This is a genomic window from Salinisphaera sp. G21_0 (genome assembly GCF_017744115.1).
In the GTDB taxonomy this organism is placed as follows: domain Bacteria; phylum Pseudomonadota; class Gammaproteobacteria; order Pseudomonadales; family Endozoicomonadaceae; genus Endozoicomonas.
This window is the reverse complement of sequence record NZ_JAGHQW010000005.1, coordinates 38,865-58,828: the sequence shown is the minus strand read 5'-3', so window position 1 is coordinate 58,828 and position 19,964 is coordinate 38,865. Positions and strand designations below refer to the sequence as shown.

At 49.7% G+C, this 19,964-nt stretch carries 17 protein-coding genes and 1 pseudogene; 6 read left to right on the top strand and 12 right to left on the bottom strand.

Features of this window, described 5'->3' with window-relative positions; genetic code table 11:
- Positions 1–120 precede the first annotated feature (120 nt).
- Entirely contained in the window at positions 121–2,457 is a 2,337-nt protein-coding gene (locus J7439_RS03860) for an ATP-binding protein (protein WP_209200513.1), read from the top strand.
- On the opposite strand, the gene J7439_RS03855 is transcribed toward J7439_RS03860, so the two are convergent.
- The gene (locus J7439_RS03855) at positions 2,458–3,900 is read right to left on the bottom strand and encodes an adenylate/guanylate cyclase domain-containing protein (protein ID WP_209200512.1); all 1,443 of its coding nucleotides are present in this window, start codon (positions 3,898–3,900) and stop codon (positions 2,458–2,460) included.
- Positions 3,901–4,010: 110 nt separating this feature from the next.
- On the opposite strand from J7439_RS03855, the gene J7439_RS03850 reads away from it, so the two are divergent.
- Positions 4,011–4,577 (top strand): nitroreductase family protein, encoded by a 567-nt coding sequence (locus J7439_RS03850; protein WP_209200511.1) that lies wholly within the window; start codon positions 4,011–4,013, stop codon positions 4,575–4,577.
- Between the two features lie 43 nt (positions 4,578–4,620).
- Here J7439_RS03850 and J7439_RS03845 read toward each other — a convergent pair whose 3' ends face one another.
- From J7439_RS03845 to J7439_RS03800, 10 genes are all read right to left on the bottom strand, one after another.
- Entirely contained in the window at positions 4,621–5,808 is a 1,188-nt protein-coding gene (locus J7439_RS03845; protein WP_209200510.1) for a hypothetical protein, read from the bottom strand.
- Positions 5,809–5,907: 99 nt separating this feature from the next.
- On the bottom strand, positions 5,908–6,357 hold the full coding sequence (locus J7439_RS03840; protein ID WP_209200509.1) for a YcgN family cysteine cluster protein: 450 nt from the start codon (positions 6,355–6,357) through the stop codon (positions 5,908–5,910).
- On the bottom strand, positions 6,354–6,653 hold the full coding sequence (locus J7439_RS03835) for a YcgL domain-containing protein (protein ID WP_163369715.1): 300 nt from the start codon (positions 6,651–6,653) through the stop codon (positions 6,354–6,356). The genes J7439_RS03840 and J7439_RS03835 overlap by 4 nt, the downstream gene beginning before the upstream one ends.
- The gene (gene rnd, locus J7439_RS03830) at positions 6,654–7,805 is read right to left on the bottom strand and encodes a ribonuclease D (protein WP_209200508.1); all 1,152 of its coding nucleotides are present in this window, start codon (positions 7,803–7,805) and stop codon (positions 6,654–6,656) included.
- 331 nt (positions 7,806–8,136) lie between these two features.
- Positions 8,137–9,027 carry a protease HtpX gene (gene htpX / locus J7439_RS03825; protein ID WP_209200507.1) on the bottom strand — a complete coding sequence of 297 codons (891 nt, stop codon included), beginning with the start codon at positions 9,025–9,027 and terminating at the stop codon, positions 8,137–8,139.
- 144 nt (positions 9,028–9,171) lie between these two features.
- Positions 9,172–9,612, bottom strand: a complete 441-nt coding sequence (locus J7439_RS03820) for a hypothetical protein (protein ID WP_209200506.1) — start codon at positions 9,610–9,612, stop codon at positions 9,172–9,174.
- A gap of 35 nt (positions 9,613–9,647) precedes the next feature.
- The gene (locus J7439_RS03815) at positions 9,648–10,025 is read right to left on the bottom strand and encodes a hypothetical protein (protein ID WP_209200505.1); all 378 of its coding nucleotides are present in this window, start codon (positions 10,023–10,025) and stop codon (positions 9,648–9,650) included.
- A 138-nt stretch (positions 10,026–10,163) separates the two neighbouring features.
- Positions 10,164–12,476: a hypothetical protein gene (locus J7439_RS03810; protein WP_209200504.1), complete on the bottom strand. Its 2,313-nt coding sequence runs from the start codon at positions 12,474–12,476 to the stop codon at positions 10,164–10,166.
- A gap of 38 nt (positions 12,477–12,514) precedes the next feature.
- Positions 12,515–12,829 carry a hypothetical protein gene (locus J7439_RS03805; protein ID WP_209200503.1) on the bottom strand — a complete coding sequence of 105 codons (315 nt, stop codon included), beginning with the start codon at positions 12,827–12,829 and terminating at the stop codon, positions 12,515–12,517.
- Between the two features lie 313 nt (positions 12,830–13,142).
- Positions 13,143–14,357 carry a pyridoxal phosphate-dependent aminotransferase gene (locus J7439_RS03800; protein ID WP_209200598.1) on the bottom strand — a complete coding sequence of 405 codons (1,215 nt, stop codon included), beginning with the start codon at positions 14,355–14,357 and terminating at the stop codon, positions 13,143–13,145.
- 173 nt (positions 14,358–14,530) lie between these two features.
- On the opposite strand from J7439_RS03800, the gene msrB reads away from it, so the two are divergent.
- From msrB to J7439_RS03785, 4 genes and pseudogenes are all read left to right on the top strand, one after another.
- The gene (gene msrB, locus J7439_RS03795; protein WP_209200597.1) at positions 14,531–14,920 is read left to right on the top strand and encodes a peptide-methionine (R)-S-oxide reductase MsrB; all 390 of its coding nucleotides are present in this window, start codon (positions 14,531–14,533) and stop codon (positions 14,918–14,920) included.
- Between the two features lie 103 nt (positions 14,921–15,023).
- A pseudogene (locus J7439_RS26885) lies at positions 15,024–15,224 on the top strand (RING finger protein); the annotation flags it as partial.
- A 39-nt stretch (positions 15,225–15,263) separates the two neighbouring features.
- The gene (locus J7439_RS03790) at positions 15,264–16,946 is read left to right on the top strand and encodes a tetratricopeptide repeat protein (RefSeq protein WP_286198174.1); all 1,683 of its coding nucleotides are present in this window, start codon (positions 15,264–15,266) and stop codon (positions 16,944–16,946) included.
- A 924-nt stretch (positions 16,947–17,870) separates the two neighbouring features.
- A complete protein-coding gene (locus J7439_RS03785) occupies positions 17,871–19,058 on the top strand; it encodes a hypothetical protein (protein WP_209200501.1) in 1,188 nt (395 codons plus the stop codon).
- A gap of 50 nt (positions 19,059–19,108) precedes the next feature.
- On the opposite strand, the gene queF is transcribed toward J7439_RS03785, so the two are convergent.
- Entirely contained in the window at positions 19,109–19,960 is an 852-nt protein-coding gene (queF, locus tag J7439_RS03780) for an NADPH-dependent 7-cyano-7-deazaguanine reductase QueF (protein ID WP_209200500.1), read from the bottom strand.
- Between the last annotated feature and the right edge of the window lie 4 nt (positions 19,961–19,964).

The window sequence follows — 19,964 nt, the reverse complement described above, 5'->3', positions numbered from 1 at the left end:
TATACTAATCTTCACCTGCCACAGAGTCAACCCCTCTTCATTTTTTCATCAATGGTTCTTGAAAAAGAGCTATTTTAACGATTAGATGGGTCACTTATCGCCCGGGAAAGGCAGAGAAATATGAGGTTCAGGGACAGACTCTCTTATAAGCAAGTCAAATACACAGTCAGCGTTGCATTTATTCTGGGACTGATTTTCAGTGTCTTTCAGGTAACTCACGATTATAAGGCTCAGGACAAGAGCATCGATAGTGCCATTCAGGCTTATCTGGACATCAGCAAGGCACCCGCATCACGTATCGCCTACAACCTGGATGAAGAGCTGGCCATAGAGCTGGTGAATGGACTCATTGAATCGCCGTTAATTCTCAGTGCAGCAATTATTGACACCGACAACCTGGTTCTGGCCAAAGCCGGAACCGCAAAAAATTCCGACGAACAGAGACTATTTACCGACCTATTCTTTGGCACCACGCGGACTTATCAGCAACAATTGTCAGTGCCTTACGACCTTGAAGAAGAGCTTGGCACTCTGACCATTACCGCTGACACGCGCCCTTCCGGCCAGGAGTTTCTGGATCGCTCAGTACTCACTCTGGTGTTTGGGCTGGCCCGGACCCTGCTGCTGGCGCTGGCTCTGCAAGGCATGTTTTATCTGATGCTGACCAAACCACTCTTGAAACTGGCCCGTCACGTAAAACAGGTTCGAACAGGCAGCAAACATAAAACACTGGCAATCTCCGGAGACCATCAAAAGGATGAAATAGGGCTACTGACCAGTGCATTTAATGAGTTTCAGGATGATATTGAAAAACAGCTATATCATCTAAGTCTTGCCGAAAATGAGCTTAGACAACATAGCCATGATCTTGAACTTCGCATTGTAAAAAGGACGCAGGAACTGCAGGAAAACAATAACGCGCTGTTCAAGGCCAATGCGGAGCTTGAGAAAGCCCGGCAGGCCGCACTTCGTTCTGCCAGAATTCGTGAAGAACAGCTTTCATACCTGAGCCATGAGATTCGCACGCCACTGAATGGCATTTTAGGCATGCTGGAGCTGACTATTAATGAAGAACTGACCGGCAAACAATATGAGCGCCTCGATCTGGCTCGTCAGTCAGGCGTTCGACTGGTCAGACTGCTCAATAGCATGTTGGACCTGGCCAGGCTGGAGTCCGGCAAAGTTGCCATTGAACATACTCATTTTAATTTGCGTGAAATCATTGAAGAATCGGTCGTATTGTTGAGTCAGAAGAGCTACGAAAAAGATATTCCACTGACCTGTGATATTGACCCAACGCTGCCAACCACTCTGCTTGGCGACCCTACCCGCATCAGTCAGGTCATTAATAACCTTCTGGGTAATGCCATTAAATTCACCCATCAGGGTGAGATCAAACTTTCACTGGACTCAAAACCGCTTGGCCAAAACCGTCTTGAAGTGATCATTCACATTATCGATACCGGTATTGGCATCCCCGGAAGCGCCCTTGAGGCAATTTTCACCCCTTTTACCCAGGCCAGCAATGCAATCTATGACAGCTACGGGGGCTCCGGTATGGGGCTGGCACTGACCAAAGAGCTGGTGGAAGCAATGAATGGATCCATCAGCGTCATGTCCCGGGAACAACAGGGCAGCACCTTTTCGATAAAGCTGCCCTTAACAAAACCTGAACAGATAACCAGTGAAGCCACCATTCTGCTAAAAAGCGATCAGGTAATACTGGCCTGTGAAGGATCCACACAGCAAATCTGTCACCGGTTACTCCGCTACTGGAAGGTACCCTGTCGTATTGTTGAGCCTGACGACAGCAGTCTGGACATTGATTGCTACTCAACTGAATCGCTCGTTATTACTGATCAAAAATCCCTGGCCCTGAATATGGCTCGAGACTGGCCTCAGTGTAAAACGATCTTTATCAGCTATGAACAGCCCACTGAAATGCCTGATAATCTGTTATGGCTCTCACTGCCGGTAACTCAGCAAAAGCTCTATCAGAAGTGTGCAGAAGCCGTTGGTATCCCCGACAACCCGTCACCAGAAAGCATCAATCACCCACCCAATGCAACAGACCATCAACAGCCAGCCTTCAGGAAGAAAAGGATCCTGGTAGTAGAAGACAATGCGATCAACCAGCTGGTGACTGAGGGCATGCTTGAACAGCTGGGGTACAATATAAACCTTGTCAACAACGGTCAGGATTGCATCACAGCATGCACCACTGAAAAGTTTGACCTGATCCTGATGGACTGCAATATGCCCGTGATGGATGGCTACGATGCAACAAAACAGCTGCGAAAAATGACGAATACCAGACAGACGCCCATCATCGCACTAACAGCAAACACACTGGAAGAGCACAAAGAACGATGCCGGGACGCAGGGATGAATGGTCACATTGCCAAACCTTTCAATAAAAAAGCGTTAGATACATTACTGAACCGATGGCTTGAGTAATTACTTTACCAGGGTCTGGACAATTGTTTTTCGTCCCGGCTTTGCCGGGCTCAACAGATCATCTTTCAGTAACTTCTGTGTTGCCTCATCTAACGTCTGAATGATCTTTTTACGCTCGAACTCATCAATACTGTTGGTATCCAGGCTGAAGGAAAAGCCTTTGCTATCGAGTTCAAAGTAACTTTTCTGCTGACCAAGATTGCGGCGCAGATCGATCACTTTATAAATAGGTATCGAACGACTGAAGCCTTTTACCTGTACCTCTCCCTTGGACTGACAAAGTACCACATCCTTAACCAGCGACCATGTTTCATGGGACAGCAGAATCTGGTTGGGTTTTGCTGCGCTTTCCAGCCGACTGGCTAAATTCACCTCACGCCCCAGGAGCGTGTAATCCATACGTGACTCGGCACCGAAATTACCAACCGTACAGTAACCGGTATTGATGCCAATCCTGATTTGAAGTGGGTTCTCGACCCCTTTGGCGATCCATTGCTTACGCAGTACTTGCATGTGTTTCTGCATTTCAATGGCCATTGAAACAGCGGCCAGGGCATCTTTTTGGTAGCCCCGGGTTTTAGGGTCACCAAAGAAAATCATAATACTGTCACCGATAAATTTATCGATGGTCCCACCGTATTTCAGAGCAATACGGGACATGTCGTTCAGGTAAGTGTTCAGCAACTCTGTCAGCACCTCTGGCTCAAGTGCTTCGGCCAGATCCGTAAAGCCTTTGATATCGGAAAAGAAGACCGTCAGCTTTTTCCGCTGACTCTCCAGTTTGGTATTGCGCTTACCGGAAAAAATAGATTCCCATACCTGGGGAGAAAGGTATTTGGCCAGACTGCTGGCAAGCCTGCTGTAACGTTGCCGCTGTTGCTGGGCACTGAGCTGAATAGCCTGAAAATGCTGCTCTCTGAGCCTGAGGGCATAGGCACAATAAGATATGAAAATAAGCATTCCGAGCAGGCTGATAAACACTGCATCTTGCCCGGCTGAAATAGTGAAATCAGGTTCAATAAAGTGATGAATAGATATGGCAGCTGCTGCCGGGGGAATAATGATCATCAGCCCCCTGAGCCCTTGAAGGTAAATCGCCCAGCCTGTCAGCAGAGCCACCAGCAGCATGCCACTGACCATTGGGAAACCGGCAAGGGTGATTAAGGCTCCAACATTCAAAGAATCCAGTAAAAGGGTAACCAGAGGCTTTTTGTTGCCCACTGTCTTTTGATTGCTGGCGCGAAATACCCGATTGATCGCCAGGTTTGAAAGCCAGGGAAAAACCGATAAATAAGCGACAGCGCCCAGGAAAACGGAAGGAAGGTACTGATTGGCCAGCCCGTAAACCATCACTGAGGCAGCGAGCCAATAGACCAAAAACCTTGGAGAGAGCCGGGAGGCACGACTCAGGGGCGGAGATACAGTATTCTTATTGGGTTGCATTAAAATTGGTTCATAGCCAGACCTGATAATACCGTCAGCAATTTGCTGTGGGCAGCTAATTCTAACATGCAAGAACGCTCAAATCTGTAATTGGTGGGAGTGAGTTATTGATGAATGGTATAGAGCTTTTACTGGAAAGGGTATCGACACCCATCCTGGAGGAACCAGCACCCAGCGATCAGCAACTGGATGTCATGTTCCGGGCAGCCCTGAGAGCCCCTGACCATGGCCGTATTCGCCCCTGGCGATTTCTAAAAGTCAGTGGCCAGGCACGGGAAGCCCTGGGTGAGCTGATGGCGCAGGCAGTCCTTGAGGATCAGCCAGATCTTTCAGAAGATGCGCTGAGACGTTTCAAAGGGATGCCGCTCCGGGCCCCTATGCTGGTACTGGCTATTTGCCCGGTTAAACAGCATCCAAAGGTGCCGGAGATTGAACAGAAGATGTCACTGGCGGCGGCAGTTCACTCTCTGCTGCTGGCGGCCCATGCCCAGGGGGTCGGGGCAATGTGGCGAACCGGGGAACTTTGTTACCACCCACGACTGGCAAAAGGGCTGGGTCTTGCCGACAACGAGCAGCTGATGGGTTTTATCTACCTTGGCAAGCCTGCTGGCGCTAAAAAGAAAGTGCCTGTATTGGATGTTAATGACTTTGTCTCTGAGTGGGTGACCAGTGCCTGATTGGACAATAAAAAGCACCGTTTTCAATGAAGTCTGACGCTGCTCAGGAGTCTGTCGGACTGAGAAGCTGGCAGTCGGTGTTTTTTTTATAATTTTCATAAGCGCATATTATTCCGCTCACCCCTCCTGCCGAGGTAAGAACCAGCAATAGTATGGGACATGCGTACCCAGTGATAAAGGAAGCCGCTGAGGATGTCATGGCAAACTTTGATAAGTGCGACAGGAAGTCCGCCAGCAGGGTTGCGCTGGCACCAGAAAGAGAGCCATAGATATAGGCTTTTCTGATACATTGGCAAAACGTTTCAGGTAACAGGTTCATGACTGGCCTGATGCATTTGTACGTACCATAACCAAGTATCCGCAGTACATTGTCAGGCTGTTGCCGATGCTCATGAAGATGCTTTCCACAGGAATAAAGACCATCAACGATGCCAATAGCCACCATGGCAGAGATAATACCTGCAGCGCCTTTTGCCTGGCTTATATAGTCCAGTGCATCCGCAGAAATAGTGCCTGCTGCCCCGTTACACAATACTTTGGCGGCAAACTTTTTCAGTGTGTCATCATGCTGGACGACATATCGGGAATATACTTTTTGGGGATTGAGTGTTTGCAGGACTTCAGAAAAAATATCACTGGCAAAACCGTGTTCATTTAACTGACTGATGAACGCAGAGTCACCTTCAATAGCACTAATGGTTTCATTGGCTGTACTGCCTCTGTTCTCTTCTGCAAGCAGGAGCGGTGATTTATTGCTGCTACCTTCGATGTCAATAATACAAAAATCGTTTTTTTTACCGGGCTTTTGCAGTGCTGAAGGCTTCCCATACGTGGGAGGCTCTCTATGTGCTGAGGGCTCTCTATGTACAGAGGGCTCTTCATGCCCCAGCAGAGTATCACCTTCCTGGCCTACCTTGGATTCGCTGTTTTCTTTGCAGTAATCTTTGCGACAACATGATGCTGACAAGGTATCATCTGCCACCTCAATGGCAAGCATAAGCGGTGGCTGTGCAGGCTTGCCTTCTACATGTCTGGCTGTAAGCCCACAATTTTTCAGTGAATGTTCTGTGCCAGGGCTGGCGTTTTCAAAACTTTGCCTTTTCGGCCCATCAACCATGCTGATACAACGGCCTGACACGGTGGCAACAGTGCCACACTGGGCACGTACTGACGTAAATGCCGGTGAGGTCATTACTGCTGTTGTTTGAGCATGGCTAACTGAGCAAAACATAAATAACGTCCTGTCATTTGATCAAAATTTCAGGGAGGTTACCGGACTGATTCATTATATGAATGTTGGATGAAGGTCGTATTAAATGCTGTTGATTCTTCAGCCAATCATGTTGTGGGGAATGATATAGTCCTCAAGATCATCTTGTGCAATATCATTTTCTGAATGTACCCATCCTTTTACCGAGATTCCGGCTTGATGGATAGATTCACAGGAGCCGGATACCAGTGGATGCCAGTCAAACAGCGGTTTCTTTTCGCTGATCAGCCGATAGGCGCAGGTTGCGGGCAGCCAGTGGAACAGCTCAACATCTTTCAGCGTCAGTACCGTACATTCCGGCACGATGTCTTTACGGCTCGGGTAGTTTTGGCATTGGCAGCTGCCGGTGTCCAGCAGTTTGCAGGCTACTGACGTGTAATAAACCGTATCCGTATCTTCATCTTCCAGTTTGTGCAGGCAGCAGCGACCACAGCGATCACAGAGGCTTTCCCACTCATCGGCGGTCATTTCTGCCAGGGTTTTGGTTTCCCAGAAAGGTTTTTCGGTCATGTCGGGTCGTTAAATGAAAGAAACTCATCCGGCAGTTTGATCAGGTAATCATCCTGCTCTTTGGGGGGCATTTGCAGATAGAAGCCATGGTCGGAAATTCCCTGAAGGACGCTGGCAGTCTCTACTCGCGCCAGCTTTTTCTCCGGCGTCAGCAACAGGTCAAAAACATGCACCGGTTTACCAAAGGCTTGCAATAATGCCTCTGGCAGGGTCTTTTCCAATATGGCCCCCTTGTTCAGGTACAGGTACATACCTTCCCTTTTCGGGCTTTTATAGATGGTCACCAGAGACTTCATTCAATGGCCTTTTTCCTGTTGACTTAATTGATTAAGTTGCTGAATCAGCGGGGTGCCGATAATATCACGACGCCAGCCCGTGAGGGTATCCGGGAGCATAAAACGGCCATGATCCAGCCAGCTGCGCAGCAGTGGTGTGGTTAATTTGCCCGGCATCAGCAGCTCCATAGGCAACTGCAATTCAACAGCCAGTTGCGACATCAGTGTTTTGATCTGCTTACCCCAATCCCTGACATTTTTTGGCAGTGGCAGAGGCAGCTTTTCAGGCCTTTGTGCTTCCGGAACCTGACTGGCCGATCTGATAATATCCAGTATCTGCTCACCATGGTTGCGGATAATACTGGCACGCATTTCTGGTATTTCCCGCAGGGCATTCATGGCTTTAGGCTGAAACCTCGCCAGTGGCCAGAGGCTCCCTTTGGGAATAACCCGGTTGCGAGGAACATCCAGACTGCGGGAGGCAACTTCCCGAAAGTGGCAGAGTGCCTTTAGTACAGCCAATTGCTGGGGGCGCAGCTGCCAGCCTCGTTTTACCTCTTTCCAGGCATTTTCCGGATCAAAAGGCAACACATTCAACGTCATGGCCAGGCACTCATCCTCCAGCCAGGCCTTTTTCGGAGTTGGCGTCAGTAGCTGGTCCAGGTGCTGATAAATCTCCAGTAAATGGGCAACATCCAGGCTGGCATAGCGAATCTGGGCATCCGTCAATGGTCGCTGGCACCAGTTAGACCTTGTCTCATCCTTGGGTAGATCAATATTCAGTACTTGCCTGAGCAGGGCCTGATAACCAAGGGAAAACCCCAGGTTTGCAAACGCTGCGGCCAGCTGGGTATCAAACAGTGGACTGGGAACGCTGTCGGTTAACAGTTTGAACACTTCCAGGTCTTCACTGCAGGCGTGTAGTACTTTAACCACCGAGCTGTCTTCAAACAATCTGGCCAGTGGTTGCCACTGATCAATGGCCAGTGGATCGATCAGAAAAACATCCGCGCCTGTGCCCACCTGAATCAGCCCTGGCTGTGGGTAAAAAGTGTCGGTACGAATAAACTCAGTATCCAGAGCGATGGCATCAAGCCCGGACCATCGCTGGCAATAGTCTTCAAGTGACTGATTGTTATTGATCCAGACTGGCTCTGGCGACAAAAGTTGCATATCGAAAGGTTCTAACGAAAAACCCCATTATAAACAGTCAATAGCAGCTGTTGATAGACCGAAGCAGTTTTTCTCAGTCCTGTCTTTCTATCTGTCCGCCGTTGGTTGACATTTAAAGATCACAAACGGTACGGAGGAAAGCTTTTATTTGCCGTAAAAGAAAAATTGCCACGGAGACACAGAGGCACGGAGACAAGATAAAGTTTTACCTCTGTGTCTCCGTGCCTCCGTGGCAAATCTTTCATACCAGAGGGTGACGAACAATCGTCATGAGTATTTGTGTGTTAAGTGGTTAAAAAAAGGCCGGGGGTTACCGGCCTTAAGGGGGAACTTAATGGTGAGCGCGTAGCGCTTCAATGCGCTGGTCTAACGGCGGGTGACTGGTAAACAGAGCTGCCAGTCCACTGCGATCACCGCTGCGGATACCAAAGGCAGTCATGGTCGCAGGCATGGCACTCGGCGCTTCATACTCGGCACGCAGGCGTTCCAGTGCGGCAATCATATCTCTGCGGCTTGCCAGTTCGGCACCGGCTTCGTCTGCCCTGAATTCCCGCTGACGGGAGAACCACATAACGATGGCACTGGCCAGAAAACCAAGAATAATCTCGGCGATAAAGCTGGTTATGTAGAAGCCGATACCGACGCCACCTTCGTCTTCATCACCACGACGCAGGAAGGAATCAACGGCATAACCGATAATCCTGGCAAAGAACATGACAAAAGTGTTCACAACCCCCTGGATCAGGCTCAGGGTAACCATATCGCCGTTGGCAACATGGCCGATTTCGTGACCAATAACTGCACGGGCTTCGTTCGGGCTGAAGCGATCCAGCAGTCCTTCGCTAACAGCAACCAGCGCGGCATTTTTGTTCCATCCGGTGGCAAAGGCATTGGCTTCCGGGGAGTGGAAGATACCCACTTCCGGCATGCCGATGCCGGCCTTTTCAGAGAGTTCCCTGACCGTCTCAACCAGCCACTGTTCCCGGGCTGTTTGCGGTTGTTCAATAATCTGCGTCCCGGTGCTCATTTTGGCCATGGTTTTGGAGAGCAGCAGGGAGACAAAAGAGCCGGCAAAACCGAATACGGCACAGAATACCAGCAGGGAACCCATATTCAGCCCCTGGTACCCCAGATAACTGCCGACGCCGAGAATATTCAGTGTGATACTGGCCAGCAAAAGGACTGCCATGTTTGTGACCAGAAACAACAGGATTCTCTTCATGAGTTAAGGTGACCTCATCGTCATCATTGTCATTAAGGAGTTATATAAAGGCGTCTACTTCTTCTTTCAAGAGCGACTAAAAAATGCGCTTTATTTTTACATGGCACTGACAGAAAAAAGGCCGGGTGTCTGACCCCATTCCGATCAGCACCCGGTAAAAAACTGCAGCGCAGCCTGTGCAATCACTTCACTGCCTTTATTGTTAAGTGCCTGTCGGCAATGCCAGGCCATTGTAGCCTGTTTGCGGGCAACAGACGGCGGCAGGTCGTTCTTTTTATTATCCGGATTATCCGGGGCAGTAGTGGGCAGACTTAAGCGTAAAAAGCTTTTTTCCGTGAGTACCACCTGATCCAGCGCGTCTTGCCGGATCGTATCCTGATAACGAATATAGCCTTCTGAAGCCAGCCAGAGCATAGCATCAAAACAGGCTTTGTGGCGCCGGTTAGGGATGCCGTACTCGTCGGTGCCGGCATTGGTAATCAGATCGTCAACGTAAAGTGTTGTCAGGCGGGGGAAGCTATTATAAAGCTGAACCAGCGTTTTTACGCAGTCCTGGTAAAATTCGTCAATGTGTATGTCGTTCATAGATCATCCATAAAAACGCTGAAAGGCTGACACTTTCAGAGGTTAATGTCCAAGTCAACAGCAGCTTTTCCATTAACATAATTCGCAATTACATAATCAGATACAGTCGTCTTCCCGGTAATGTCTTCGAAGGTCTGAGCCATCCTTCCCAAAGCTGCTCCGACCACTACTACTGCGGGTATGACAACAGGGGCTCTCGTCGACATGGATCTGATGAATGGTTGGCCGGTTGCTTTCGCCATCTGTTTCGCGATGTAAACGGCATTTCTTTCTAAAACAAAAGTCCCTACGCCAACCTTCAATCCTAAGTATGCCCCAACTTTGGTTAATGTGTCCGTCTCAAATTTAGTGCCACGGCAGGTGATACACGCAAGCTGTGCAAGCTTCTTACTGGTTTCAGTTGTGCCTTTCATGAGCAATGGGATCCTGTGAATTTTATATTTACTGCGTCATAATCCCGGGACATTATAGAGTAAATCTCCGCCTGTTGTGCGAGCTTCAAGGCTCTTGAAAATTGCCGGTTACACCTTTTTTTGTTGGCAACAGCATGATTAACGTCCTTGGCTCCAGCGCTGCTGCTGATTTTGTCGCATCAGGGCCTGGCGGGTATCCTGGCCTTCTTCGTAAACCGGTTTTTGATAGCCCGGCTGAAGCCGGGTCTTCGCTTCAAAGAAAAATCGGGCGCTGTCTGAGTGTTGTTTCTGCCTCGGAAATATTTCTGCCAGAAAGCCATGAATATGTCCGGCCGTACTGCCCAGGGCGCAGCGCATAAAAAATTCCATCTCTTTTTTTGCTTCGGGATCTTTCAGGAGCTGCAACCATTGGACGACGGTTTCGACCAGTTCCTTGTCCGATACCTGCTCAGGCAAGGGGCTGTTCCTGCGCATGGCAAGGCAGACGGATTGCTTCAGGGATTGCCAGGATATATCCAGCAACTCGCCTTTTTCTCTGTCCGTCAGGCCAACTGCCCCGTACTCTTCATTAACATAGCGCATAATGGTCCAGGACAACTCCAGTGTCAGGCGATAAATGCCAATGGTCCCCTTTCGGGTCGGATCGGCAAGGACTCTCTGGTAGCAGGACAGCTCGCTGATGATATCACCATGGGCCCGATGGGCATTGACCTCCGTGAGCAATTGCCGAATGCCACAGTTCCAGTGATCTTTTCGCATGGTTTCCGTTGCTGACAGCGTTTTTCCATAAGGCCCCATCACCTGGTATGAGTCATCCGGTAGCAGCGGTTCTGGTCGGTTACGGCCCTGCCAGACCCTGATCCCGGCCCTCAGTTTTTTGCACAGCTCCTTTACCAGGGTTTCCCGGCTCCGGGGCAGTGCTGGCATGACATCATCTGCCTCTGTGTTGAGAGTATCGGGCTCTTCGGGGGGGGCTTCGACGGTTCCGGTGCTTGCCGGTGTCACCGATTCAGTAACAGTTGGCGCGTACTGCGGCAACAGTGCCGCCAATTCCTCTCGAAGTTGCTGAAGCAAGGTATGCTCGTGCTGCGTCCAGAAGGCCCCGGGATGACTAATCAGATTGTCGGCCTGTGCTTTCATGGTCTTAAGCTGTTCCAAGCTTAACCCGGGGAGTCCTGTGGCCAGCGGCTGACTGCGCAGCTTTATGCGCAGGATTTCCAGTTGCAGGCGGACATCCGGCTGCTTCTGCCCGGGCATCAGCCGACAACCGCTCTCCGCCTGGATAATGGCTTCATAGGCACGATGGTGTTCACCCTGTTTGTTCAGGATAAATGCCTTGAGCCACAGCACCGGGTAGTAGTCAGGGGCTGTGGCTTCGGGTATCTGCCCATGGTTGCCTGTGAACAGGGCATCCAGCATCGTTTTGGCCTGGGGGTGATATTGCGCCAGCCTTTGTGAAAGTCTTTCACGCCGCGGATCCGATAACGCTTCGGACGGACAATGGGCCAGGGCGTACAGGAGCGCAAACCAGTTGTGGTCAACCTTATCAACGACCAGTGTGAGGATAAACTCAATATACAGGTCGCCCTCAGGAAAAAAGGGTCTCAGGGCATTCAAGTGGCTCACAAACTTGTCTTTCTTGTGCAATTCCACCCGGTACGGTTCGCCATCCCGTGCTTTTGAATCAATGATGTTGTTCAGATCTTTCAACTGCGCAACACATGCTTCAATGACATGTCCTGCAAATATCTCTTTACCAGTAAACGACGTTTGCGGATCAAGGATACCTTTCTTATTAAGCTGGTTAAGGACTGCCAGTAAATGCAATGAATTATCCTGACCATAAGTGCGTTTACCAAACGCCGCCATGATTGTCTTTACTGAGCACAACATCTCAGAATCCAGTTCCCGGTCATGGTCGAGTACCCTGGCTAGTAACCTGGCAAACAACTCACACCATTTGGAATATAGTTTCTGTTCGGGTTGCTCGTTTTTTTTCAGTGATTTTGCTGTTGGATCAACAAAAAGTGAAAAGCATTTAAGAACTCTCTTCAGCAGAGTGACAGATTCAGTTTTATCCGCCTGATCGATATTATCCGGTAATTTTATGACAAGATCATCTGTCGTATTTTTGCTGGCTGTTTCACCATCATCATCTCGATCACTGGGCACACGGTATAATTCTTGCGCGATCTGACGGTTTACATCGTCGCTCATTTCATTTATTTTTTTATAAAAATTTTCCCGGAACTCCTTATAAAAATCTGCAGCTTTCATCAGGCGTTCAAAAGTTGCCATATGTGTACAGGTCGGCATTGCCTTGAGGCACTCCTGTTGCAAATCCTTACACCTGTTCATATGCTTTGACAGTTGTTCCGTATCAATATCGTGCAGTAACTCACCTTGTTCCAATGAAGCGTCTGGATTATACGTGTGAAAACTATGTTTCATGAAGTTACTCAGTGCACCCATTTCAGCAATCATGCTTTTCAAAATAAGCTGGTGCTTTTGGGCAGGTGTTGTAGATTGAACTTGCCGTCTGCCCAGTTTCCCGGTTTTACGTGATGATGCCCCGGTTTTTCTGCAACCATTATTGGGTGGATCCGCAGAGAGTGCTGTATTGGATGTTGTGGGAGGCAAGTTATCCACAATGATAATCCCATTGTAATTACTTTCGTTTCTTCCCTGACAAGCTCCGTTATTAAATAGGACACTGGTTTTTTGACAAAAATAAAGAATAAAGGTTCAACCCCATCACTCTTTTCCTGGTCTCGAAGATAAACCCTGACAACTTCTTCATCCAAACCAACGGTTGATAGTGACTATTTTGCAGGGATACTTAAATGACCTCTCGATAAATACGCTTTTAAGCTGTTATGTTGAACCTATTACATGGTTTCAATGAGTTTGACGTGTACAATTTCCGTTCACCCTGAGCGGAGTCGAAGGGTGCTTGGCACGATCTATCAGAGTCCGGAGTTTCCGCCTTTAGGCCCTATGGGTCCTTCGACAAGTTCAGCACGAACGGAGTGCGGAGGCACGACAACCCGTTAAACTCATTGAAACCATGTACTATGCGAGTCGCCCCGGCATAGCCGGGGGGGGTACCGTTGTTAATTACTGCCGGTACCGACCAAGGAACCGTTCAAGTTTGGTCATTACGGTTTCCAGGTCTTCTGTCCTGGGGAGCGAAATGATGCGCAGATGGTCAGGCTCAGGCCAGTTGAAGGCAGTGCCCTGGACCAGCAGTACTTTTTCCTGAAGGAGAAAATCCAGTACCAGCTGTTCATCATCATGGATCTTGTGATGTTTAGGGTCGAGCCTGGGGAACAGGTAGAGGGCACCTTTGGGCTTGGTACAGCTGACGCCCGGTATCTGGTCCAGCATTTCCCAGGCCCGGTTACGCTGCTCAAGCAGTCTGCCGCCGGGCAATATCAGGTCATTAATACTCTGGTAACCACCCAACGCGGTCTGAATGGCGTGTTGCGCAGGTACGTTGGCACAGAGGCGCATTGAAGCCAGCATTTCCAGGCCTTCGAGGTAGCTTCTGGCATTTTGCTTCGGGCCGGAAACCACCAGCCAGCCAGCCCGGAAGCCGGCAACCCGGTAAGATTTGGACAGGCCGTTAAAACTGATACAAAGCACGTCGTCTGCCAGTGAGGCCAAGGCTGTGTGCTCAACCCCGTCATAGAGGATTTTATCGTATATTTCGTCAGCGAATATGATCAGATCGTGCTCTCTGGCCAGCTGTACGATCTCTTTCAGAAGGTCGTCCGGATAAACCGCGCCAGTAGGGTTGTTTGGATTGATAACCACAATTCCCCGGGTTTTGGCGGTAATTTTACTGCGGATATCGTTAATATCTGGACACCAGTCTGACTGCTCATCCTTACGATAATGAACGGCACGACCACCGGACAGATGCACAGCGGCGGTCCACAAAGGGTAGTCCGGAGCCGGGATCAGCATCTCATCGCCATTGTTCAGCAATGCCTGCATGGTCATAACCACCAGCTCACTGACACCGTTACCGATAATAATGTCTTCAACAGAAATGGGCGGGAAGTTCTTCTGTTGACAGTGCTGCATAATGGCCTTGCGGGCTGAAAACAGGCCTTTGGAATCACAGTAGCCCTGCGACAACGGCAAATTACGGATCACATCCTGGGTGATTTCATCGGGGGCATCAAAGCCAAACGCCGCGGGATTGCCCGTGTTCAATTTAATGACACGATGTCCCTCTTCTTCCAGCCGTTTGGCTTCACGAAGAACGGGGCCGCGAATGTCGTAACAGACATTGTCGAGTTTGGTGGATTTTTCAATATCCTTCATGGATGTCTTACCGATGGTTTCAGGTTCTTTGGGCTTGCCGTGTGGCATTATGAATTGATCTTGCAAGAGTTGCACTAGTGTAGATAGTTTTTAACCGGGCGGTTATCCTTATCCGAGACGATTCAGGAAAGTCTCTGTTGACTGATAAAAGTGGATTAAGAGGGCAGTATTTGATGACCGAAAAAAAATCAGATGAACAGTGGCGGGCAACGCTTACCGATGAACAGTACTATGTATGCCGTGAAAAGGGGACTGAGCAGCCTTTTACCGGCGAATATAACTTCTTTGAGAAAGATGGTGTTTTTCACTGTGTCTGCTGCCAGCAAAAGCTGTTTGACTCATCGGTGAAATTTGATGCCGGGTGTGGTTGGCCCAGTTTCTACCAAACCATCGACAGCGATGCGATCACCATGCAGGAAGACAACAGCCTTGGCATGGAGCGCACAGAAGTCCTTTGTTCTAATTGCGGTGCTCACCTGGGCCACGTATTTCCGGACGGGCCGGAGCCTACCGGCCTGCGATATTGTATCAACTCGGTGGCGATGAAGTTTAAAGACCGATAGTCCTGCCGGCTACTCATGAAATATATCAGGGAATAATTTCAGCACTCTTTCGTATGGAGTTTTTTCACGGAACTTCTGGTTGATAGACAAGTCTGTACAAGTTATGAACAGTGTCAGTCAATCTTGTGCAATCTGCTGGGATGAAATCAAGGAAAGTCCTGGTACAAGGTGTTCTCGAACTGCAGCGGCCCTTGCTCGAAAGATCCGAATCAAAGACGCGGCTACGGTCGTAAGGCTACAGCCGTGCACTCATGAATACCACCACGCATGTATAAGCGACTGGGTAAAAATAACCCCACGATGTCCAATTGACCGCCGCCTGATAACGGGCAGTACTCCCTCAATGACCTGGCCCATAGATCTGCGGAAGGAGCTGTTCAAGTCAATTGAGGGCAACCGGATCAAGGATGTGGAGGATATTCTGTCAACCGGGTTCAACCCTGATCAGCGCTCGCTCCTGGATAGGAAAAACCCTCTAACCCTGTCGTTAAAGCAACAACGCTGGGAAATAGCAGCACTGCTGATAAGAGCGGGATTGACCACCAACAATAAAGTAGCGCAAAACAACCTGGGCTTGATGTACCTGTACGGTCTGGGGGTGGAGCAGAACCACGCCGAGGCCCTGACCTGGTTCTACAAGGCCGCCGACCACGGGAATGCCAAATCACAAAACAACCTGGGCTTGATGTACCTGAATGGTCTTTGGGTTGAGCAGAACTACGCCGAGGCCCTGAACTGGTTCCACAAGGCCGCCAAGCGTGGGGACCCCGACGCACAAAACAACCTGGGCTCTATGTACTTAAAAGGCCTGGGAGTGGAGCAGAACGACGCCAGGGCTTTCACCTGGTTCCGCAAAGCCGCCTGCCAAGGATACAGTTCCGCGCAAAACAACCTGGGCTTGATGTATGCAAAGGGCCTGGGGGTAAGAAAGAACTACGCCGAAGCCCTGACCTGGTTTTGTAAGAGTGTCAACCAGGGAAGTGCCGCCGCGCATAACAATCTGAGCTGGATCCTCGGTGAGTTGCCTTTGGAGACGGAGCAAAACTGCGTCGAGGCCTTTATCTGGTTCCGCAAGGCCGCCAAAAAGGGAGACGTCAGCGCGCAAAACATACTGGGCTGGATGTACTTTAAAGGACTGGGGGTGGAGCAAAACTACGGTGAGGCTCTGACCTGGTTCCGCAAGGCCGCTGACCAGGGACACGCTGCCGCACAAAGCAACCTGGGCTGGATGTACTATCAGGGGCTGGGGACGGAGCAGAACCACACCGAAGCCCTGACCTGGTACGAGAAGGCTGCCAACCAGGGAGACGCCGCGTCGCAATATCAGCTTGCCTGGATGCACTTTAAGGGGCTGGGGACGGAGCAGAACTGCGCCAAAGCCCTGACCTGGCTCGGCAAGGCTGCTGACCAGGGACACGCCGCTGCGCAATATCATCTGGGCTGTACGCTCCAGAACGGTCTGGGGACAGAGCAGAGCGACGTCGAGGCCTTGATCTGGTTCCGCAAGTCTGCCGACCAGGGAAACGCCGCTGCACAGTATCAGCTGGGCCTGATATTTCTGAAGGGGCTTGGAACAGAGCAGAATTATGCCGAAGCCCTGATCTGGTTCCGCAAGGCCGCCGACCAGGAACACGCCGGTGCACAACACAGTCTGGGTTGGATGCACCAACACGGTCTGGGGGTGGAGCAGAGCTATGCCGAGGCCCTGGCCTGGTACCGCATGTCTGCTGATCAGGAACACGCCGCTGCACAAAACAACCTGGGCTATTTTTACCTGATGGGTCTGGGGGTGGAGCAGAACTACGCCGAAGCACTGTTCTGGTTTTGCAAGTCTGCCGACCAGGGTGTTGCCGCTGCACAATATCAGCTGGCCTGTATGCACCTGAAGGGTCTGGGGACGGAGCAGAACTTCGCCGTGGCCCTGACCTGGCTTGACAAGGCCGCCAGGCAGGGGCACACCGCTGCGCAAAAAAATCTGAAGCGGCTGCACCGCAATAGTCCGGGGTTGGAGCAATCAAGCTGCTGACAGCGAACTTTACCCATAACCTTTTGTCCAACTCCCGTTTCCCGGCTACTTCCATAAAATATCATTTCCTCAGGGATTCCAGTGATCAGAACACAGCAGTGGGGATTGGCAATGCCCTTATTAGTACTTACGTACCTCAACGTTTGCAACAGTATACCAACAGTGCACCGAAGTCCTCTCTGGTGATTGGTACTATTGTCAGCGAAGGTTGATGCAGCGGTGTTACTGTTCGCGGCTGCGCCACAACACCACGCCCGGTAGCGGAAATGCCGGCCGGTGCTATTCTGTTTGCCGATTATGCCGGCGACCTGGAGGCTAACAACAATGATAGTATCAGCCCGGCATCATGACACACGGTCAAACAGGAAACCCTGAATAACGCTCCGGGTATGGAAAACAGAAGATTAATCCGGTACTTTTGTTGGACTGCTGCAACTAATTGCTTTTTTTATTGTCTGATTGAGTACCAGCAAAACAAAAGCCTTAGTGAGTTACTCAATTATGCAACCTGCAAAGCTCCCACCATCGTTGCCACAGCCCAACTCAAACAGCCAGGAACCCTCTGCAAAGTCAATAGAAAAACCAGAAAAGTCTGAAAGCAGCTGGTTTGGTGCCTTCGTTACCGGTCTTCGACATGCTATTGGCTACTCAGAAACCGGTTCAGGCACAGATACTGCCCTTGCCGACAGAAAAATTTCTTCCTCTGACCCGGGCGGCCCTGCAGGTAAAGGCACACTATCCGCAACCAGTATAACAACCGGTCCGCAGGCCGGAATTCTGATGGATCCGGAAGAGGCTCTGACTGCTCTTAAAGAAGCTGTAGAAGCAAAAGATGCCGCCCGGGTTCAATCATTATTGGCATCGCTGAAACTGTCATCCCCGGATCAGGCTGCGCAAAAAGCCGGGGATATCCTGAAAACCGTCTTGCAGGATAACTTACCATCTATCCGAAGCTTGCCCCCAGAAGAGTACAATAAGCTTAAAGCGCTTATCGACTGTTTGCTGGCAGGATGTGACCATGATGATAGTACACTGGCGAATTCAGCTCTTGAGTTGTTCTTCGACCGGAAAGATTTCGACCATGCCGCTCATATTAAAGATACCTGCAAAACAACTGCAAATCTTGACGCAGACCGTCTCAAGGTAGCTCTCGATGAACTGGTCCGGGAATTCTCACCCTACACTGAACCTGCCAGAGAAATCGAAGCACTGTTCCAGCAATTCAAATCAGAAGCTGATCGTAGCTATGTTCGCGATATACTGATCAAGAAATACGCATCAGACGCAGATAGTAGCGAAGCTCTCGATAGACTGATCCTGAAATACGGAAAAGAAGCTGAACCTGGCAAACACCCCCTTTATGACCATGGCAAAGCAATACTGAAACTGGCAAATCTGCAAGATGCCCAATCCCTGGAGTTTGCCAAAAATACTCTGGCTATCGGGCTGGAAAAATGTTTGCAAAACCCTAGATGGCTACTAAAACTGGGCGAAGAAAAGTATGAAGACATAGTGGAATTTTTTAAGGAATTTTTCGAACAAGGCATCAAGGATACCAAGCTGGCATACTCCCTCATGAATCTCTGCTTTACCAGGCGTAATTATGATAGAGCCATAGCTATTTCAGACAATCTCAGTGTTCACCTTACCGACAAGCACCTTATCAAAGCCCTCATGGATACATCTCGCCAACCCTCTCACGATGTCGATAAACTGCTGAAACTGGCAGCTCCCGGGGCGGCTGGCAAACAAACAATTAAAGACACCATTCAGGATATTTTGACAAAAAAGCAACGTGAAATCAGGTTCTTGGAACACCACGATATTTCAAATTTCAAGGATTTTATCGCATCTTATGCCTGGCACCTTCCCGGAGAGGTCAGTGACAAATTATTCCTGCTCAATCCGCTCATTGAGTTTTGTGTCCGCGGAAATGAAATTGACATGGCAAAAAGACTGAAAAGTCGTTTTGAGGGGTGTTTCCTTGAGCAGAAGGCTTACCAGGATGCTTGTCAAAAAGTCACTCAGTCTTCAATCGATGAGACAAAGAAATCAGAGATATTAGACAAATTACGGGATTTGACGGAGCATACCAAGAGCAAGACCGATTAAGGACCGGCCTTCCCCTCTTATTGTGCCTGATGAGAAATCATTGAGAAGACTTATTGTCTAATCAACCGCAGAGCCCCTGGTTTGCTATCTGATGTACTGCGCCAGGGGTTAATATCCAGCCCACCCCGCCGCAGGTATTGGGCATATACCGTCAGCTCTTTAAACCTGTAGTGTTTTTGCAGATCAACAAACGCTCGCTCAACACACTGTTCATGGAACTCCTGATGATCCCTGAATGAACAGACATATTTCAGTAGCGATGCATGATCAATCTGCTCGCCACAATAACTGACCACCAGCGTTCCCCAGTCAGGCTGGCCGGTAACCGGGCAGTTGGATTTCAGCAGATGGGTATTCAACGTCTCACTGACCAATCCATCATCAGCCGCTGATTTATTGCCCGTTGAACTTCTGGCCAGCAGCGTTGGATCATACCGGTAACAATCAACAATAACATCGGCTTCATCAATATTGATCCCCGGTGCTGGCTCAAAAGCACGGGCCTCGAATTCATCGATGGTATATAGCCGCACTGCCACCGGTGCTTTGGCTGCTGCAGAAAGATCCCGGGCAATACAGTCTGCAACCTGTTCAGCACTGGCAAACCGGGATTGATTAAATGAGTTGAGGTACAGTTTGAACGACTTGGATTCAATCAGGCAGGGGGAGCTACAGGGCAGCTCAAACCGGGCAACGCGTACAACGGGCTTTCCGGAAAGGTTTAACCAGGAAAGCTCATAGCCATACCAGAGATCACGACCGTAAAACGGCAAATTATCCGGATCAATCCCCAGCTCTTTACGCTTGTCTCGCCGCTCAATGGGAAACAGCAACGAAGGATCGTATTCCGATTTGTAGTCGCTGTTTTTACCCAGCGGTGAAGCATGAAGAACATCACTCATTGCC